18 protein-coding genes are annotated in these 18210 nt (G+C 37.0%); 16 read left to right on the top strand and 2 right to left on the bottom strand.

All coding sequences use genetic code 11. The features are described from left to right. Position 1 precedes the first annotated feature (1 nt). The 11 genes from JZY04_RS01095 to JZY04_RS01145 all read left to right on the top strand — a co-directional run bounded on the left by JZY04_RS01095 (position 2) and on the right by JZY04_RS01145 (position 10465). Entirely contained in the window at positions 2 to 934 is a 933-nt protein-coding gene (locus tag JZY04_RS01095; RefSeq protein WP_122142434.1) for a glycosyltransferase family 8 protein, read from the top strand. Continuing rightward, the gene (locus JZY04_RS01100; protein WP_022011498.1) at positions 922 to 1782 is read left to right on the top strand and encodes an alpha-1,2-fucosyltransferase; all 861 of its coding nucleotides are present in this window, start codon (positions 922 to 924) and stop codon (positions 1780 to 1782) included. Before JZY04_RS01095 ends, JZY04_RS01100 begins: the two co-directional genes overlap by 13 nt. A gap of 14 nt (positions 1783 to 1796) precedes the next feature. Further along, a complete protein-coding gene (locus JZY04_RS01105; protein WP_220575459.1) occupies positions 1797 to 2732 on the top strand; it encodes a hypothetical protein in 936 nt (311 codons plus the stop codon). Then, on the top strand, positions 2729 to 3745 hold the full coding sequence (locus JZY04_RS01110) for a glycosyltransferase family 10 domain-containing protein (RefSeq protein ID WP_032536603.1): 1017 nt from the start codon (positions 2729 to 2731) through the stop codon (positions 3743 to 3745). The genes JZY04_RS01105 and JZY04_RS01110 overlap by 4 nt, the downstream gene beginning before the upstream one ends. Next, complete coding sequence (locus JZY04_RS01115; RefSeq protein WP_250707021.1) at positions 3742 to 4809, top strand: glycosyltransferase family 2 protein; 1068 nt, start codon at positions 3742 to 3744, stop codon at positions 4807 to 4809. The genes JZY04_RS01110 and JZY04_RS01115 overlap by 4 nt, the downstream gene beginning before the upstream one ends. A gap of 16 nt (positions 4810 to 4825) precedes the next feature. Beyond that, a complete protein-coding gene (locus tag JZY04_RS01120; protein ID WP_122142432.1) occupies positions 4826 to 5545 on the top strand; it encodes a glycosyltransferase family 32 protein in 720 nt (239 codons plus the stop codon). Positions 5546 to 5549: 4 nt separating this feature from the next. Beyond that, positions 5550 to 6605: an EpsG family protein gene (locus JZY04_RS01125; protein WP_022011503.1), complete on the top strand. Its 1056-nt coding sequence runs from the start codon at positions 5550 to 5552 to the stop codon at positions 6603 to 6605. After that, positions 6605 to 7660 (top strand): glycosyltransferase family 4 protein, encoded by a 1056-nt coding sequence (locus tag JZY04_RS01130; RefSeq protein WP_234072636.1) that lies wholly within the window; start codon positions 6605 to 6607, stop codon positions 7658 to 7660. The genes JZY04_RS01125 and JZY04_RS01130 overlap by 1 nt, the downstream gene beginning before the upstream one ends. Before the next feature lie 12 nt (positions 7661 to 7672). Then, positions 7673 to 8497, top strand: a complete 825-nt coding sequence (locus tag JZY04_RS01135; RefSeq protein ID WP_122142431.1) for a glycosyltransferase family 2 protein — start codon at positions 7673 to 7675, stop codon at positions 8495 to 8497. Positions 8498 to 8505: 8 nt separating this feature from the next. Beyond that, positions 8506 to 9402: an NAD(P)-dependent oxidoreductase gene (locus JZY04_RS01140; protein WP_122142467.1), complete on the top strand. Its 897-nt coding sequence runs from the start codon at positions 8506 to 8508 to the stop codon at positions 9400 to 9402. Between the two features lie 115 nt (positions 9403 to 9517). After that, entirely contained in the window at positions 9518 to 10465 is a 948-nt protein-coding gene (locus JZY04_RS01145) for a glycosyltransferase family 4 protein (protein WP_122142430.1), read from the top strand. Positions 10466 to 10523: 58 nt separating this feature from the next. Here the strand turns inward: JZY04_RS01145 and JZY04_RS01150 are convergent, their stop codons facing one another. Both JZY04_RS01150 and JZY04_RS01155 read right to left on the bottom strand, forming a co-directional pair. Continuing rightward, on the bottom strand, positions 10524 to 12098 hold the full coding sequence (locus tag JZY04_RS01150) for an Rne/Rng family ribonuclease (protein WP_032531836.1): 1575 nt from the start codon (positions 12096 to 12098) through the stop codon (positions 10524 to 10526). Positions 12099 to 12377: 279 nt separating this feature from the next. Beyond that, positions 12378 to 12653, bottom strand: coding sequence for an HU family DNA-binding protein (locus JZY04_RS01155; RefSeq protein ID WP_005776335.1), 276 nt, complete (start codon positions 12651 to 12653; stop codon positions 12378 to 12380). Positions 12654 to 12857: 204 nt separating this feature from the next. Here JZY04_RS01155 and mutY point away from each other — a divergent pair, with 204 nt between their 5' ends. The 5 genes from mutY to JZY04_RS01180 all read left to right on the top strand — a co-directional run bounded on the left by mutY (position 12858) and on the right by JZY04_RS01180 (position 18202). Beyond that, positions 12858 to 13904 (top strand): A/G-specific adenine glycosylase, encoded by a 1047-nt coding sequence (gene mutY / locus JZY04_RS01160; RefSeq protein ID WP_044301670.1) that lies wholly within the window; start codon positions 12858 to 12860, stop codon positions 13902 to 13904. Positions 13905 to 13947: 43 nt separating this feature from the next. Beyond that, entirely contained in the window at positions 13948 to 15516 is a 1569-nt protein-coding gene (locus JZY04_RS01165; protein ID WP_022013012.1) for an arylsulfatase, read from the top strand. Between the two features lie 87 nt (positions 15517 to 15603). Continuing rightward, a complete protein-coding gene (locus JZY04_RS01170) occupies positions 15604 to 16062 on the top strand; it encodes a single-stranded DNA-binding protein (protein ID WP_005776338.1) in 459 nt (152 codons plus the stop codon). Positions 16063 to 16197: 135 nt separating this feature from the next. Further along, positions 16198 to 17544, top strand: coding sequence for a gliding motility-associated protein GldE (locus JZY04_RS01175; protein ID WP_032541353.1), 1347 nt, complete (start codon positions 16198 to 16200; stop codon positions 17542 to 17544). A gap of 7 nt (positions 17545 to 17551) precedes the next feature. Then, positions 17552 to 18202: a 4'-phosphopantetheinyl transferase superfamily protein gene (locus tag JZY04_RS01180; RefSeq protein WP_122142466.1), complete on the top strand. Its 651-nt coding sequence runs from the start codon at positions 17552 to 17554 to the stop codon at positions 18200 to 18202. The last annotated feature ends 8 nt before the right edge of the window (positions 18203 to 18210 follow it).

Genomic DNA, 18210 nt, shown 5'->3' on the forward strand with positions numbered 1-18210 from the left:
GATGAATATCCTTTGTTGTTTAGATGATAATTATGTTCAGCACACCAGTGTTATGTTAACTTCGTTTTTTATAAATAACGATTTTGAACATCATAATATTTATGTGATAACTATGCAATTAAATGATGGTAATGTGGCTTATTTAAGAGAAGTAGTAAATAAATATCATTCTAATTTTTATTTGTATCAAGTGAATGAAGCAATGTTGTCAGGATTTGTGAGAAAGGAGACTGATTATGTCTCTTTAGCTGCTTATTTGAGACTTTTCTCCACTCAAGTATTACCTTGTAATTGTTCAAAGGTTCTTTATATTGATGGAGATATTGTTGTTCGTAAATCCTTAGAAGAATTATGGAAAATGGATATTGAAAATTACGCAGTGGCTGCAGTAGATGAGACAATAAAAGCAAATTGTATACGACATAATTATGATGTTACATTAGGGTATTTTAACTCTGGTTTTATGTTGATAAATTTATCTTTTTGGCGTAAAAATAGTGTTGCAGAGAAAGCAATAGATTATATGAAACGTTTTCCTGAGAGAATAAAATCTTGGGATCAAGATGCTTTGAATGGAATACTGTACGGGAGATTGTGGAAGCGTTTGGATTTAAAATATAATCTGACAACAATTTTTCTATGTAAGCAATATGTTGAAGGACAAGATTTTCCTAAAATATATACTGAAGAATATAATTCTGCCATCTCAGATCCTGCAGTTGTACATTACACGGGCCCTGATAAACCGTGGAAGTATACAGTTGTAGATCATCCGTTTAAAAAAGATTATTTGCAGTACGCAAGAATGCTGGGGATAAATCATGATTTTAATATCTCTATTTTTTTTAAGAGAATAGTAAGAAAGCTACTGTGTGCTATTGGAGTTCTAAAAAATAGTTATGTGTCTATAAATAATAGTATATGCAAGTTGTAGCAAGAATTATTGGTGGGTTAGGTAATCAAATGTTTATTTATGCCACAGCAAGAGCTTTAGCTTTAAGAATTGATGCTGATTTAATACTTGATACTCAGAGTGGATATAAAAATGATCTTTTTAAACGAAATTTTTTACTTGATTCTTTTTGTATCTCTTATCGGAAAGCAAATTGTTTTCAGAAATATGATTACTATTTAGGAGAGAAAGTAAAATCTCTTGGTAGAAAAATCCATTTTTCTGTAATACCCTTTATGAAATATATTTCCGAAAACACTTCTTATGATTTTGTCGATGGATTACTAAAAAAACATATTCTATCTGTATACTTGGATGGGTATTGGCAAAATGAAGCTTATTTTAAAGACTATGCTTCTATTATAAAGAAAGATTTTCAATTTTGTCAGGTTAATGATTTGCAAACATTGAGTGAAGCTGAAATTATAAAAAAAAGTATAACTCCTGTGGCAATTGGGGTAAGAAGATATCAAGAACTAAATTCTCATCAAAACACAAAAGTTACAGATTTGGACTTTTATCAGAAGGCGATTAATTATATTGAATCGAAGGTGGATAACCCTACTTTTTTTATATTTTCTGAAGATCAGGAATGGGTGAAAAATAACTTGGGACAAAAGTCTAATTTTATAATGATTAGTCCGAAAGAAGGAAATTATTCAGCTTTAAATGATATGTACTTAATCAGTTTGTGTAAACATCATATTGTTTCAAATAGTTCTTTCTATTGGTGGGGAGCATGGTTAGCTACTAATAAAAATAAAATAGTAGTAGCTTCTGATTGTTTTTTAAATCCTCAGAGCATACCTGATTCTTGGATTAAATTTTAAAAAAAAACTATGATATGCGGTATTTTTTAGATATAAGAGAAGTAGATAATATTTATTATGAGCGTAATTCAGACTCGAATTTTGAAGATTTGAATGAATGCCAATTCTTAATTAACTTTTTTAAAGAATTGCGTTTGAAATGTACCAACTTTAATAGTTACAACTTTTATATTTATTCAACCCAAAATCCCACTTTGCCTCCCAATAGTTTTGATTTACCCAATACGGGAAAAGATATTCTTCTTTTTTTGAGTGATGAAACGGGAGAGTTGCCTTTGCATTTGAAGCAGAGATATAAATGCATTTTTAAACCATATATCAGAAAAGATTATGATAATATATACCCATTTCCTTTAGAGTATGTAAATAACGATGTTTCACTTGAATATATACCAATTAAAGACCGATGCTATAATGTCTTCTTTTCAGGAAATTTTAATTTGAATCGCGTAAATTTTTATCGTAATATAACTAATGCGAGAGGGTGGATTACTAATAAGTATCTTTTTTATTGGCTATATAAAAAAGGATTACTGAAACTGCCGACAAGTTATTTTACGAATAAGGATGATTGTTTTAGAAACTCCAAGATTCGTTTTACAAAAGGATTTAAGGGAGGATTTCCTATATCAGAATACCTTTGGATGTTATCACAATCTAAAATAGTTTTATGTCCCAAAGGATTTCACTCTACAGAATGTTTCAGACATTATGAAGCTCTTAAACAAGGTTGCATTGTTATTTCAGAAAAACTTTCAGATTCTTATTTGTATAATAATTCACCTATCATTCAATTAGATAATTGGAATGGAATAAGAAAAATAGTTAATGACTTGTTACAAGATGAATCTCTATTAATGAAAAAGTCGGAAGAATCTTTACGGTGGTATGAGAATGTAATGAGTGAAAAGGCAACAGCTATGTATGTCCTAAGTAAAATAGAACAATGAACGATAGAAAGATAAAAGTGAAAATATCATGTTTACATGATATGCCTCCTTTACTTCGTCAATTACCAGATAAAAGTACCATATTGGGTAATTGTGAGTTTTTAATAAATACAAACGAACGGGATTGTGACTTCTTCTTTGTGCTCCATGGAGTGGAAAGGCCAGAACTTGCTAAATGTCCTTCTGAAAATGTAGTGCTGGTAACGGGTGAACCAGAGTCAGTTTTTAGGTATCCTTCCAAATATCTAAAACAGTTTGGATGTGTACTTACTTGTCAACAGTCATTGTTGAAAAAGAAAAAAACATTAAAATCAATACCAGCGTCTCCGTGGTTTGTAGGAGCTCAAATGTTAAGTCGTAACCCTTGGGTCTGGGATGAAAATAACTATTTGGATTATAATTATTTCTGTCTGGAAACGGGAAATAATAGTATTAATAAATTAGCTGTTGTTACATCGAATAAAGTAACTACAAAAGGACATCAAAGAAGACTTGATTTTATATATAAGCTGAAAGAGCTTCTTTCCGATTTAGTGGATATTTATGGAACTGGCTTTATCCCAATAAAAGATAAATATGAGATTTATTCAAAATATAAATATGCTTTAATAATAGAAAATTCAAATTATCCAGATTATTGGACAGAAAAAATTGCGGACTGTTATTTAAGTAATTGTTTTCCTTTTTATATTGGATGCCCTAATATAAAAACATACTTTCCAGATAGTAGTTTAGAGGAACTATCTTTTGATAATCTTGAATATGCTGTTAAGGCAATAAAAGAGGCAATAATGAATGATCGGTATAATCGAGTTAAACCGATATTAAAAGAAGCAAAACGAATGGTGCTTGATAAATATAATATCTTTTTTGTGATATTGCAATATATCAAGCAGTGTGATAGACAGAATTATACATTAAAAGAAGATATAGAGATTAATCCTATTTCTTGTTTCACATCAGATTTAGGCTATAGAATAAAAAATAGAATAATTAGATTGATTGGCGAATGAATTTTCCATGTAAAGTAACATTGGCTATGCCTGTTTACAATGTTGAAAAGTATATTGAGAGGGCTTTGTTATCAGCACTAAATCAGACTTTTGAGAGTATTGAGTATCTGGTAATAGATGATAAAGGGCATGATGAAAGTATGAATATCGTTCGACGGATTGTAACAAAGCATCCTCGTGGAAAATATGTGCGTATAATAGATCATGGAGAAAACAGAGGTACTGGAGCCACTAAAAATACTGCCATAAAAGAGGCAAAGGGAAAATATCTATATTTTATGGATAGTGATGATGAGATTATTCCGAATTGTATTGCGCTATTATATGATAAAATACGTAATACGGATTTAGACTGGGTGATGGGTGCTTATTCAGAAATAACGTTTTCTACAAATAAAATAATCAATTCTATAGGTGAAAATAGACAGCTTCGAGGAAAGTATTGTTTAGTGGAGCATATATTGAAGGGACATTTTGTATCAATAGCTACATGGAATAAACTATATGAATTAGATTTTTTGAGAGAAAATAAGATTAAATGTGTTTCTAATCATTTGAATGAGGATGCTTGGTTTTTCTTTCAACTAATGTTAGTGACACGAAAATGCATTTTAATACCTGAAATTACATATTATTATTATAAAACAGAGAGTTCTATTACCGATTTTCGTTCTTATACAGAAGAGAAAAAACAAAGAATAACTTCGCAATATATTGAAATTGATTTGTTAAAAAAGAATTTACTTAATCAATATACTTTTGACAAGTCTTATCCTTCATTGTTATGCGTAACGATGCGTGAAAGTTTTAGATATGCTTATGAGGTGAGTTGTTTAAATGTTTCCGGAGAAAATATGAACATGTTTTCAAAGTTCTACATGAGATATAAAAATAACTCTTCGCGTATTGCTGTTCGCCAGTTTATGTCATATCCTGTAAGCATAGGTCAAATATTTAAAATGCCAAGAAAAAGAATAGAAATTTTTTTGTATTGGTTAATTTCTTTTATTCCTTATTTTTTTCAATACGTATTTATTGTTATTGTTCGATTTATAAGAAAATAGTCTTTTTCATTTCTTTATGATACCTAAAACAATTCATTATTGTTGGTTTGGTGGTAAACCTTTGCCACCACTTGCTATTAAATGTTTAGAATCATGGAATAAATATCTTCCGGATTATGAAATAATAGAATGGAATGAATCTAATTTTCCAGTAAACTCTATTCCATATACAAAGGAAGCAGCTGATAAGGGAAAATGGGCATTTGTTAGCGATTATGCTCGGTTCTATATATTATATCATAATGGAGGAATTTACCTTGACACAGATGTAGAAATATTGAAATCATTGAATCCTTTTTTAAAACATCATTCTTTTTCAGGTTTTGAATCAAAGGATAGGGTTGCTCCGGGGCTTATTTTGGGAGCGAAAAAAGGATGCTCTTTGATGAAAAAATTGATGAATAGTTATCATGAACGTCATTTCATTAATCAAAATGGGTTGTTAAATGAAAAAACTGTAGTCAGTTATATGACAGAAGAATTGGTTTCAGAAGGATTAGTCCTGAATGGTGAATTGCAAAATATCCATGATTTTATAGTATATCCAATTGATTTCTTTTCGCCTAAATCGTTAGAAACCGGGAAGCTTAAGATAACATCCAATACATATTCTATACATCATTATGCAGGAAGTTGGATGAGTAATACATCTCGATTGAAACGCTATGTTTACTTGCTGATAGCAAAAGTTCCTTTTGTTTACAAAATGTATAATAAGATTTATAGAAAATATTAGCTGGATGCTGCCATATTATGCTATATTTACTTTTTTGGCTTTTTTGTCATTGGTCGAATCACAATCTGTAAAGCGTAAACAGAGGAGCTTGTTATTATCAGGTGTATGGCTGCTTTTGACATTATTTGCAGGATTGAGATATAATAATGCGGATTGGAATTCCTATTTTGATTTTTATAAAAATATTGCAAATGGTTCCGGAGAAGGTTCTGCTGATATTGGCTTTAATTTAATTTGTCTTTTTCTTTCCATTTTTAGTAAAAGCCCTATATTGATGTTCGTAGTAGTAGCAGGTACGTCTGTCGCATTTAACCTGAACTCCTTTAAAAAATATTCGCCATTTTTTTTAATTTGTGTGCTCTACTATTTTGTTCATCTGTATGTTCTTAAAGAGATGATACAGATAAGAGGAGGTTTGGCAAGTGCAATTTGTTTGTATAGCATTCGCTTTTTATTTAATCGAAAGTATAAGTCTTTTTGGTTATTTTGGTTGTTAGCTCTTTCCATACATTTTTCTGTGATTGTTTGGGCGCTTGTTGGGCTTGTGTATAAGTATCAACCATCGTTGAAAACATTAAAACGGACTTTGTTTATATGCTTTGCAGTGGGTCTTATTTGTCCATTAGGACAATTTATAAAATTATTGGCTGTAGGTGTTGATGCGCGTCTTGGTGCATATATAGCTTATGGGGATAGTGAGTATGCTGCCGCTTTAGGTATTTTCACTAATATAAATGCTATTAAAAGCTTAATAGTTGGTATAATACTTTTATATTTCCATGATAAAATGAAAAATATTAGTCCCTATTTTTCCCCTTTATTGTATGCTTATATACTTGGAGTCTGCTGGTTGATGCTTTTTAATGATTTTGCTATTATAGGCGGGCGTATGTCTGGAGTGTTACTTTGCGTTGAACCGGTTTTAGTCTCTTATCTGACCATACTACTTTCTAAAAGAACGAAATGGTTTTTTGTTTCAATACTTATAGTTGTGACATATACCATGTTGTCGTTGAATATTAGTCCTGATAAAATATCACCATATCAATTTTATTTTTAATGAAAATAGCCATGTTTCTCCCGAATTTATCGAATACGGGACCCAATATTGTAGCAAAAGATTTATGTACCGGATTAGTTCGTAAGGGACATGTTTGCCAAGTTTTTTATTTTGATGATATTGTTGAATTGGATATGCCTTGTTCTATAGAGAGAATTACAAATATGAAAAGATTTGATTTTTCTAATTGGGATATTATACATAGTCACATGTTTCGTCCAGATTTATATATTAGGCTTCATACGTTATTTTCCAGGAAAAAACATCGAACTCGTTTCATATCGACTTTGCATAATCCGATTTCATATCGAGCATTAAAAATAGACTATCCTCTTGTCCATTCTCTAATTGGTTCTTTTTTATGGAAGTTTGCACTGAGGGCTTTTAATGAATTGGTAGTTTTGAATGAAGATACATATCAACAGTTATCTAAAGTTTCCAAAGAACATTTACATATAATTCATAATGGAAGAGATATAATTCCTAGTGCTGTCTCTAATGAAAAGGATTTGGAAGAAATAAGGAAACTGAAGCAAAAGTATATTATTGTGGGAACTGTATCTCGAATAATAAAACGGAAAGGGATCGAGCAGATGATACGTGCGTTAGTTTTGTTACCGAATTATGCATTTGTTGTGGTTGGAGATGGCAGTGAACTTGAAAACATTAAAATATTGGCGAAAGAACTATCTGTTTCAGAACGCTGCTATTGGGTAGGGTATCGTGAAGATGCAACATCTTATCAATCTTTGTTTGATTTGTTTGTGATGTGTTCTCGCTCTGAGGGTTTTCCGTTGGCCCTAATTGAAGCTGCTGGATATGGAGTTCCATCTATTTTATCTGATATTTCAATTTTTAAATCGATTATGACTGAACGGGAAGTTCTTTTTTATAAATTAGATAACATCGATTCATTAGTGTCTGCTATTCATGTTGCTACCCGAAATAGAGAAGAATTAGCAAATCGTATTTATGATTATTATATAAAAAATCTGACAGTTAATTCAATGACTGATAAATATTTGGAACTTTATATTCACTCACTCAATTCTTAGTGTTTTATTGATATGCTAGATAAGATTACAGCTACTATTGTTACATATAAGAATCCTGATTCTATTTTATTGAAAGCTATCAATAGCTTTTTGAATACAAAGATAGAAGTACGGTTATATATTATTGATAACTCTCCCACAAATTATTTAAAGGATATTTCTCATGATCCTCGGGTAGAGTATATTTTTATGAATTCGAATAATGGCTTTGGAGCCGGACACAATGTTATATTGAGAGATCCTGAAAAGATGGGAAAATATCATTTAATACTAAACCCGGATATATCATTTGAGGAAGGGACTTTGGAGAAGTTATATGATTACATGGAGAGTAAGCCGGATGTGGGAAATGTAATGCCTAAGATTATTTATCCTAATGGGGAATTGCAATATTTATGTAAACTTCTTCCTACGCCAAAAGATTGGATAGTTCGTATGTTTCTTCCTATTAAAAGCATCAAAAACAGAATTGACTATAATTTTGAAATGAAGTTTGCGGATTATGATAGAGAAATGAATATTCCTTATTTATCAGGCTGTTTTATGTTTCTTCGGAAGTCTGTGATAGAAGAAATTGGCGTGTTTGATGAAGGTATTTTTATGTATGGAGAAGATACAGATTTGAATAGGCGTATTTATCGGAAATACAAAACGATGTATTATCCTCAAATAACTATAACTCATCATTTTGAGAAAGGATCTCATAAAAGTTTACGTTTATTGTGGATACATGTAAAAGCTGCCATTTATTATTTAAACAAATGGGGCTGGTTCTTTGATAAAGAAAGAAGTATAATAAATATAACAGTGAAGCAACAATATATTAGAAAGCAATGATAGATAGAATGAATCTTCTTTTTACAGGTGCTTCTGGCTTTTTGGGGCATAATGTACTTCCATTATTGAAGAAAAAGTATTCAGTAGAAACTATAGGACTAACTTCTCAGGATGATTATATAGTGAATTTAGCAGCAGAGATTCCTAAGTTGACCGGAAAATATGATGTTATATTGCATGTTGCAGGAAAAGCACACTCTTTGTCTAAGACAGAAGCAGAGAAACGACTTTTTTTTGATGTGAACTTTCAAGGTACTAAGAATTTGTGTACTGCTTTGGAACAAAGTGGCATTCCGAAGTCATTCATTTTTATTAGTACTGTTGCTGTTTATGGTTGTGATTCGGGTGAGAATATCACGGAAGAATATCCTTTGAATGGAACAACTCCTTATGCTCTGAGTAAGATTGAGGCGGAGAAATATTTGGAAGGATGGTGTGCCATGTATAATGTGAAATTGAGTATACTTCGTCCTTCTTTAATTGCCGGTCCTAACCCTCCGGGAAATTTAGGAGCAATGATCCATGGGATTAAGAGTGGTAAGTATTTGAGTATTGCCGGAGGAAAGGCCCGGAAAAGTGTTCTGATGGTTCAGGATATAGCTAACCTTGTTCCTCTATTGATTGAAAAGGGAGGGATATATAATGTTTGTGACAGTTACCAGCCGAGTTTTCGTGAACTGGAGATGGTGATATGCAAACAATTGAATAAGAAGTTACCTTTGTCTATTCCTTATTGGTTTGCTAAAAGTATAGCCGTTTTTGGTGATTGTCTCGGGGAAAAGGCTCCAATAAACAGTTTAAAACTTCGTAAGATCACGCACTCTTTGACTTTTAGTAATGACAAGGCAATGCGGGAGCTTAGATGGAAGCCTATGAATGTTCTGAAAAATTTTCGGATAGAATAAGGAGGTGCTTTAAATGGAAATTTTTCTTTGGATTATAGGAATCCTAATAGGGATTTTTTTTGCCTTTTTAGGACTTCAATTCTTGTTTTATTTCATTAAAAAGAACGAATAACTTATGTATTATCTGCTAATCTTAGTTCTGCTATTCTTAGTAGAACTTTTTTATTTCCATATTGCCGATAAATATAATATTATCGACAAACCGAACGAACGGAGTTCGCATACCCGGATCACGCTGAGAGGTGGAGGAATTATTTTCTACTTTGGTGCATTGGCTTATTTTCTGACAAATCAGTTTGAGTATCCTTGGTTTATGTTGGCTCTCACTCTGGTGACGGTGATCAGTTTTGTAGATGATATCCGCTCCATGTCACAAGGACTTCGTCTTGTTTTTCATTTTACGGCGATGGGCTTGATGTTCTATCAGTGGGAGTTGTTTGCTCTTCCCTGGTGGACTGTAGTTGTGGCTTTGATCGTATGTACAGGGATTATCAATGCCTATAATTTTATGGATGGAATTAATGGAATCACGGGGGGATATTCGCTGGTTGTACTTGGAGCTTTGGCGTTTATCAATCATTGGGTTGTTTCGTTCGTTGAACCGGGTTTGATTTATACCATGCTGTGTGCGGTGCTGGTCTTTAATTTCTTTAATTTCCGTAAGAGGGCAAAATGCTTTGCCGGTGATGTAGGGTCGGTCAGTATTGCTTTTATTATTCTGTTTTTAATCGGTAGGCTGATAATCAATACGAAAGATTTTAGTTGGATTGTGCTTCTGGCAGTGTATGGAGCAGACAGTGTGCTGACTATTGTCCATCGATTGATGTTGCATGAAAATATTGGTCTGCCCCACCGGAAGCATTTGTATCAGATAATGGCTAATGAGCTGAAGATACCTCATGTCGCGGTCTCACTGACTTATATGTTGGTACAAGCTGTAGTTGGGGCGGGATACCTGGTATTGCGGGAGTACGGATATGTATATTTGGCAGGAAGCATATTGCTGTTGAGTATATTATATCTGTTATTCATGAAGAAATTCTTTCATCTGCACCAGTTCTGAATTAGTCGATGGTGGGAAATAAAAAGAAAGGCGACTTTTTCTCAAGCCGCCTTTCTTTTTATTTAATCTCAAATTCTTCCTTCATATCGATCTCTTCTCCATGTGAATCGTAGAATACGTATTCAAGAAAAGCGAGTTTCTGACTCGGAATAATTTTAATACCAAATCCGTATTTCATCTGCCATTTGCGTTTCAGCGACATAAGTCCCTGATTCAAATAAGCAGCCACATACGGGTGGATGTGTAGCGAGAATTTCTTTATCTTCAGTTTATTGACCAGATAATCAATTTTACTCTCCAGTGTGTCCGTAAAGAGGATGGACGATTTGATGGTGCCTTTACCAAAGCAAGTCGGACAGGTTTCTGTAGTGTTCACGTCCATGGCCGGGCGAACCCGTTGACGCGTAATTTGCATCAGTCCGAATTTGCTTAAGGGCAGAATGTTGTGACGCGCCCTGTCTTTTTGCATGTTGGCACACATACGTTCGTAAAGCTTCTGACGGTTTTCGGCTTCATTCATGTCAATGAAATCTACCACAATGATACCACCCATATCCCTTAGCCTCAGTTGGCGTGCCAGTTCGTCGGCAGCCCCCAGGTTTACTTCGAGTGCGTTACCTTCCTGCCCGTTGGCATTCTTGGTGCGGTTTCCGCTGTTCACGTCTACTACGTGAAGCGCCTCAGTGTGCTCAATAATCAAGTAGGCACCACTCTTGTAGGATACTGTTTTACCAAAAGACGATTTAATCTGTTTGGTGATACCGAAATTGTCATAAATGGGAAGTTGACCTTTATACAACTTGACGATGCCTGCCCGTTCGGGAGCAATCAGCGTCACATAATCCTTGATTTCGTTGAACACCGCTTCGTTGTTCACATGGATGTTCTCGAAAGAAGGATTGAAGAGATCACGCAGCAAAGCTACGGCACGGCTTGTTTCCTCGTAGATAAGTGTCGGAAACTTTGTGGCCTTTTGTACTTTGGTGATACTTTCTTCCCAGTGCTTCAGCAATACTTTAAGCTCTCCATCGAGTTCGGCAACACGTTTGCCTTCTGCCACTGTGCGTACAATCACTCCGAAGTTTTTCGGCTTGATGCTCATCAGCAGTTGTTTCAGGCGTGCACGTTCTTCGCTCGATTTAATTTTTTGAGAGACAGAGACCTTGTCGTTGAAAGGAATCAGCACCAGATATCTTCCTGCAAACGAGATTTCGGAAGTCAGGCGCGGTCCCTTGGTTGAGATAGGCTCTTTTACAATTTGCACCACTACTTCTTGTCCTACCTTTAATGTATTGGCTACTGTGCCATCCTTGTCCAGGTCGGGAAGCAGGGTTGCTTTCGAAATGGGATTAAGCTTTTTTTTGTCGCTTAAAGTCTGCTTTACGTACTTTTCGAGTGAGTTAAATTGAGGACCCAGGTCTAAATAATGAAGGAAAGCATCTTTCTCGTAACCGACATCCACGAAGCAAGCATTCAGTCCGGGCATCAATTTCTTGACGCGGCCCAAATACATATTGCCCACCGAAAAGGAGATATTTCTTCCTTCGCTTTGAAGTTCCACCAAACTCTTGTCCTCAAGTAAGGCGATGGAGACTTCTTTGGGCTGTACGTCTACTACTAATTCGCTTGTCACGTCTGTTTCCTAATTATTTAATTTTATAAAAAAATGAACGAATAACTTTATGCGTTTGTTCATTCAGTCGGGCATTTAAACAAAGAACAAACTCGAAAGACATTTGCTTCACAAGTTTGTTCTTTATTTCTGTCCAGATTCAGACTAAAAATTACTTTTTGCTTTTATGTCTGTTCTTTCTTAGTCTTTTTTTACGCTTGTGCGTAGACATTTTATGTCTTTTTTTCTTCTTTCCGCTTGGCATAGCTTCAAAATTTTATGGGTTAATACTCTTGTTTATTATTTCTTTACCGAAAGGGTGAATGTCTTAGCTGGTTTGAACGCCGGAATGTTGTGTTCCGGAATGATGATGGTCGTATTCTTAGAAATATTACGAGCGGTTTTTTGAGCTCTTTTCTTTACGACGAAGCTACCAAATCCACGGAGGTAAACATTCTCGTCCTTAGACAAAGAATCTTTCACTGCATCCATAAATGCCTCAACTGTTGTAAGTACTGTTACTTTGTCAACACCGGTGTTCTTTGCAATTTCGTTTACAATATCTGCTTTAGTCATTTTTCCTTAAAAAAAATATTATTACTATGTTCTTTCTAATTTTTTGGACTGCAAATATATAGCTTTTTAGTCTCCCAAAAAAATATATCCCGAACAATTTTCTAAAAAAGTCGCTTCATTAAGCTTTCTTAGTTCGTAATTAGATGAAAAGAACTACTTTTGTGCAAGGATAAAGTTAACAAAAAGTAGAATCTGGCTAAATATATGAATCCTAACTTCAGCAATACAATAGAAAAGTGGTATCAGGAATATAAAAGGGAACTTCCATGGAGGGAGTCCGCGGATCCTTATGTGATATGGATTTCGGAGATCATTCTGCAACAGACCCGTGTCGTGCAGGGGTATGACTATTTCATGCGGTTTATGAAACGGTTTCCGGATGTTGCCACATTGGCCCAAGCGGATGAAGACGAAGTGATGAAGTATTGGCAGGGGCTGGGCTATTACTCCCGTGCACGCAATTTGCATGCAGCCGCTAAAAGTATGAACGGGGTGTTTCCTAAAACCTATCCGAAAGTGAGGGCTTTGAAGGGGGTAGGTGACTATACTGCCGCTGCCATCTGTTCTTTTGCCTATAACATGCCTTATGCGGTAGTCGATGGGAATGTGTACCGGGTACTTTCCCGCTATCTGGGCATCGATACTCCGATAGATTCTACTGAAGGGAAAAAGCTCTTTGCTGCCGTAGCCGATGAACTGCTGGATAAAAAGAATCCTGCCCTTTATAATCAGGCTATCATGGATTTTGGAGCTATCCAATGTTCGCCTCAGTCTCCTAACTGCATGTTTTGTCCGTTGGCAAGCGGCTGCTCGGCATTAGCCGGGGGAATGGTGGCACAACTTCCGGTAAAACAGCACAAAACGAAAACGACCAATCGCTACTTCAATTATATATATGTACGTATGGGTGCGTATACTTTGATTAATAAAAGAACGGGCAATGACATCTGGAAAAATCTGTTTGAGTTTCCTCTGATTGAAACTCCCGAAGCTGTCTCGGAAGAGGAATTTCCGGCGCTGCCTGAATTCAGAGCCATGTTTGCGGAGGGAGAGACCCCTATAGTCCGTTTGGTTTGCAGGGATGTGAAACATGTACTTTCACACCGGGTGATTTATGCCAATTTCTATATGGTTGATCTTCCGGAGAACAGTCAGTCTTTTACTTCTTATCAGAAAATAAAAGCCGATGAATTGGAGCAGTATGCGGTGTCGAGGTTGGTACATGCCTTTATCGAGAAATACATTAACTAATTGAAAATTATCACTGTGTTAAACTAATTAAATATCTAAAATTATGAGACGATCCTATTTATTATTGGCCTGTCTTTCTCCGGTAGCCTGTATAATGGCTGCAAACGGACAAAAAGGAGGCAAGAGCAAACAAAAGGTAAACGAACGGCAATTGCCCAATGTTGTGTTTATTTATGCCGACGATTTGGGCTATGGCGACCTTGAATGCTATGGTGCCAAAAATGTACAGACCCCCAATGTGAACCGCTTGGCTTCCGAAGGTATCCGCTTCACCAATGCACATGCTACAGCCGCTACCAGTACTCCCTCACGTTACTCTATGCTCACAGGCGAATATGCCTGGCGTCGTCCCGGTACTGATGTTGCCGCGGGAAATGCCGGAATGATTATTCGTCCGGAAGATTATACCATGGCGGATATGTTTAAGAATGCCGGATATGCTACCGCTGCCATTGGAAAATGGCATCTGGGATTGGGAGACAAAGCCGGCGAACAGGATTGGAATGCCCCTCTTCCGGCTGCATTGGGCGATCTGGGATTTGATTATTCTTATATCATGGCTGCTACTGCCGACCGTGTACCTTGTGTCTTTATCGAGAACGGAAAGGTTGCGAATTACGATCCGAGTGCCCCTATCGAGGTTAGTTACCGGAAACCTTTCGAAGGTGAACCTCTGGGAAAAGATCATCCCGAATTGTTGTATAACCAGAAGCACAGTCATGGTCACGATATGGCTATCGTCAATGGTATTGGCCGTATTGGCTATATGAAAGGGGGAGGTAAAGCTCTGTGGAAAGATGAAAACATAGCTGACTCCATCACCAGCCATGCTATCGATTTTATTCGTGATCATAAAGATGAGCCTTTCTTTATGTATTTTGCTACCAATGATGTACATGTTCCCCGTTTCCCTCACGAACGTTTCCGTGGTAAGAATCCTATGGGACTCCGGGGGGACGCCATTGTTCAGTTTGACTGGAGTGTCGGACAAATCCTGGAAACACTTGACAAACTCGGTCTTTCTGAGAATACGTTGATTATTCTTTCCAGTGACAATGGTCCTGTTGTGGACGATGGGTATCAGGATCGTGCCGAAGAGCTGCTAAACGGTCATAGTCCTGCTGGCCCGCTTCGTGGTAATAAATATAGCGCTTTCGAAGGAGGAACCCGGATACCGGCAATTGTTCGCTGGCCTAAACAAATCGGACAGCCGCAGGTGTCGGATGTATTGGTTTCACAAATCGACTGGTTGGCTTCTCTGGCTTCTCTCGTAAATGCGCGTCTGCCTAAAGGGGCTGCTCCAGATAGCTTCAACCGCTTGGGCAACTGGATCGGAACAGATTCTACTGACCGTCCCTGGGTGATTGAACAGGCTTCTAACCATACGTTGTCGGTACGTACCAAGGACTGGAAATACATTGAACCCAACGACGGACCGAAAATGATTACGTGGGGACCGAAAATCGAAACCGGTAATTCGAGTATCCCTCAATTGTATGATATGACTAAAGTCTATGAACAAGAGAATCTTGCAGAGAAGAACCCGGCAAAGCTCTTTGAACTGCAAACGATTTTAAGGAAAGTGCGCAATAAAACTTATAGAGCTTTATAAAAGTTGTAACAATTCTTGCATTCTATTGTTATTCTACTTAATTTTGGCAACAAAAATCGGTATTTAGAAACATAAAACTCTGAGAATATGTCAGTAAATAAAGTGATATTGATAGGAAATGTCGGTAAAGACCCTGAAGTGAGATATTTGGATACGGGTATTGCTGTGGCCAGTTTTCCTTTGGCTACAACCGACCGTGCATATACTTTGTCTAATGGTACACAAGTGCCTGAGCGGACTGAATGGCACAATCTTGTACTTTGGAGAGGACTGGCAGAAACTGCCGAGAAATATGTACATAAAGGTGATAAACTCTATGTGGAAGGTAAGATAAGAACTCGTTCTTATGATGACCAGAGTGGGGCAAAACGCTATGTTACCGAGATATTTGTAGATAATATGGAAATGCTGACTCCGAAAGGTGCCGGTGCCGGATCGTATGCTCCGTCACAGCAGCAGGCTGCTGCTCCCGTACGGCCTCAACCGCAACAACCGCAGCAATCGGCATCTTCACAAGATAATCCGGCAGACGATCTGCCGTTTTAATGGTTGCGGACTACAAGTTAAGGATGATAGTTGTCATCCGGCTGTTGCCTTAACTTGTAGTTCATAACTCTTGACTAACAACTTGTAGCCAGAGTTTAACTCGCGGCTGCTTATTATTAACTTAAAACCAATATTTTGGACCCAGACGCTTATTTATGCCAGTTGGCAGAAATTTTTAACGGAATATCCGTACACACACCATCATTATCAGCAATAATAGCCATCGTACTGGCCGGTTTGCTCCTGCTCGCTTCGGGCTTTGCTTCGGCATCCGAAATTGCTTTCTTCTCACTCTCACCTTCTGATCTGAATGATATAGAGGAGGGTAATCACCCTTCTGATGGAAAGATCAGCAATCTGCTTGCAGATTCCGAACGTTTGTTGGCAACCATTCTTATCACAAACAATTTTGTGAATGTGACCATCATCATGCTCTGTAACTTCTTTTTTATGAATGTTTTTGTTTTTCATTCGGTTCTCGCAGAGTTTTTGATACTGACAGTCATCCTCACTTTTCTGTTGTTGCTTTTCGGAGAGATAATGCCTAAGATCTATTCGGCACAAAAGACGTTGGCTTTCTGCCGCTTTTCCGCTCCGGTCATCTACGTCCTGCGCAAGGTATTTGCACCGATATCTGCCGTACTGGTACATTCTACCGCTTTTTTAAATAAACACTTCGCCAAGAAAAATCATAATATATCTGTTGATGAACTTTCCCATGCCCTCGAACTGACAGATAAAACCGAACTTTCGGAAGAAAACAATATTCTTGAAGGAATTATCCGTTTTGGCGGGGAGACGGCCAAAGAGGTTATGACTTCCCGTTTGGATGTAGTGGATCTTGATATACGTACTTCGTTTAAAGACGTGCTTCAGTGCATAATTGATAATGCCTACTCCCGCATTCCTATTTATTCCGGTACACGCGATAATATCAAAGGAGTGCTTTATATCAAGGACTTGCTGCCCCATCTGAATAAGGGGGATAATTTTCGTTGGCAATCATTGATTCGTCCCGCCTATTTTGTGCCTGAGACTAAAATGATTGACGATCTTCTGCGTGACTTCCAGGCAAATAAAATTCATATTGCCATTGTCGTTGATGAATTCGGAGGTACATCGGGGATAGTGACAATGGAAGACATTATAGAAGAAATTGTTGGAGAAATCCATGATGAGTATGATGATGAAGAGCGTACCTATACAGTGATCAACGATCATACCTGGGTTTTTGAAGCAAAGACCCAGCTGACAGACTTCTACAAAATTACTAAGGTAAATGAGGACGATTTTGAGAAGGTGGACGGTGATGCCGATACGCTGGCCGGACTGTTGCTTGAGATCAAAGGGGAGTTTCCCGCGCTGCATGAGAAAGTACTTTATCATCATTATGAATTTGAAGTTCTGGCGATGGACAGCCGCCGCATCCTGAAAGTGAAGTTTACCATAAACGAGCCTTCCACAACGGAAGTTGCTTCCTGATTTCATTATGGCATTGTTGTCGGAACATAAGGCGGACTGTTATCGTTGGGGTATCTGGAAAACAGATGAATCTCTCGAAGAACTTTTGGCTTTGCTCCCTGGTCCTGAGAAATACGAACAGCAGCTAAAGCGTTTCTCTTCACCCCACCGCCGGTTGGAGTGGCTTTCTGTGCGTGTATTGCTTTATCGGTTGCTGGGGGAAGAAAAGTCAATAGAATATGCTCCCAGTGGTAAACCCCGTTTGGCGGATTCCTCTTTTTTTATTAGTATTTCCCATACCCGCGGATATGTAGCGGTTATCTTAAGCGCCGTATCCGAAGTCGGTATTGACATTGAGCAATATGGACAACGGGTACACAAGGTTGCACATAAATATATGCGTGAGGATGAAACGACGTCCGTTTATCAGGGAGACGATACCTGGTCGCTGCTTTTACATTGGTCCGCCAAAGAAGTGATGTTTAAGTGTATGGATGCGGATGAGGTCGATTTCCGGGAGCATCTCCGTATAGTACCGTTTCAGGTATGTGAACGCGGAGAATTTTTTGCCGAGGAATATCGTACGGAACGCCGGATGAAATTCCATATCCGATATTTGCTGCATCCGGATTTTGTGATGACCTGGCAGGTGGGGTCTTCGTTTGGAAAAAATGATTGATTTTCAAT

This window comes from Bacteroides sp. 11BF (assembly GCF_019633765.1).
Taxonomy (GTDB): Bacteria; Bacteroidota; Bacteroidia; order Bacteroidales; family Bacteroidaceae; genus Bacteroides; species Bacteroides hominis.

Excerpts from the sequence above, each read along its gene's own strand:
- JZY04_RS01145 (WP_122142430.1), top strand. The coding sequence starts at position 9,518 with ATGTATTATCTGCTAATCTTAGTTCTGCTATTCTTAGTAGAACTTTTT.
- JZY04_RS01100 (WP_022011498.1), top strand. The coding sequence starts at position 922 with ATGCAAGTTGTAGCAAGAATTATTGGTGGGTTAGGTAATCAAATGTTT.
- JZY04_RS01105 (WP_220575459.1), top strand. The coding sequence starts at position 1,797 with ATGCGGTATTTTTTAGATATAAGAGAAGTAGATAATATTTATTATGAG.
- JZY04_RS01120 (WP_122142432.1), top strand. The coding sequence starts at position 4,826 with ATGATACCTAAAACAATTCATTATTGTTGGTTTGGTGGTAAACCTTTG.
- JZY04_RS01110 (WP_032536603.1), top strand. The coding sequence starts at position 2,729 with ATGAACGATAGAAAGATAAAAGTGAAAATATCATGTTTACATGATATG.
- JZY04_RS01095 (WP_122142434.1), top strand. The coding sequence starts at position 2 with ATGAATATCCTTTGTTGTTTAGATGATAATTATGTTCAGCACACCAGT.
- JZY04_RS01155 (WP_005776335.1), bottom strand. The coding sequence starts at position 12,653 with ATGACTAAAGCAGATATTGTAAACGAAATTGCAAAGAACACCGGTGTT.
- JZY04_RS01140 (WP_122142467.1), top strand. The coding sequence starts at position 8,506 with ATGAATCTTCTTTTTACAGGTGCTTCTGGCTTTTTGGGGCATAATGTA.
- JZY04_RS01165 (WP_022013012.1), top strand. The coding sequence starts at position 13,948 with ATGAGACGATCCTATTTATTATTGGCCTGTCTTTCTCCGGTAGCCTGT.
- JZY04_RS01170 (WP_005776338.1), top strand. The coding sequence starts at position 15,604 with ATGTCAGTAAATAAAGTGATATTGATAGGAAATGTCGGTAAAGACCCT.
- mutY (WP_044301670.1), top strand. The coding sequence starts at position 12,858 with ATGAATCCTAACTTCAGCAATACAATAGAAAAGTGGTATCAGGAATAT.
- JZY04_RS01135 (WP_122142431.1), top strand. The coding sequence starts at position 7,673 with ATGCTAGATAAGATTACAGCTACTATTGTTACATATAAGAATCCTGAT.
- JZY04_RS01125 (WP_022011503.1), top strand. The coding sequence starts at position 5,550 with ATGCTGCCATATTATGCTATATTTACTTTTTTGGCTTTTTTGTCATTG.
- JZY04_RS01130 (WP_234072636.1), top strand. The coding sequence starts at position 6,605 with ATGAAAATAGCCATGTTTCTCCCGAATTTATCGAATACGGGACCCAAT.
- JZY04_RS01180 (WP_122142466.1), top strand. The coding sequence starts at position 17,552 with ATGGCATTGTTGTCGGAACATAAGGCGGACTGTTATCGTTGGGGTATC.
- JZY04_RS01115 (WP_250707021.1), top strand. The coding sequence starts at position 3,742 with ATGAATTTTCCATGTAAAGTAACATTGGCTATGCCTGTTTACAATGTT.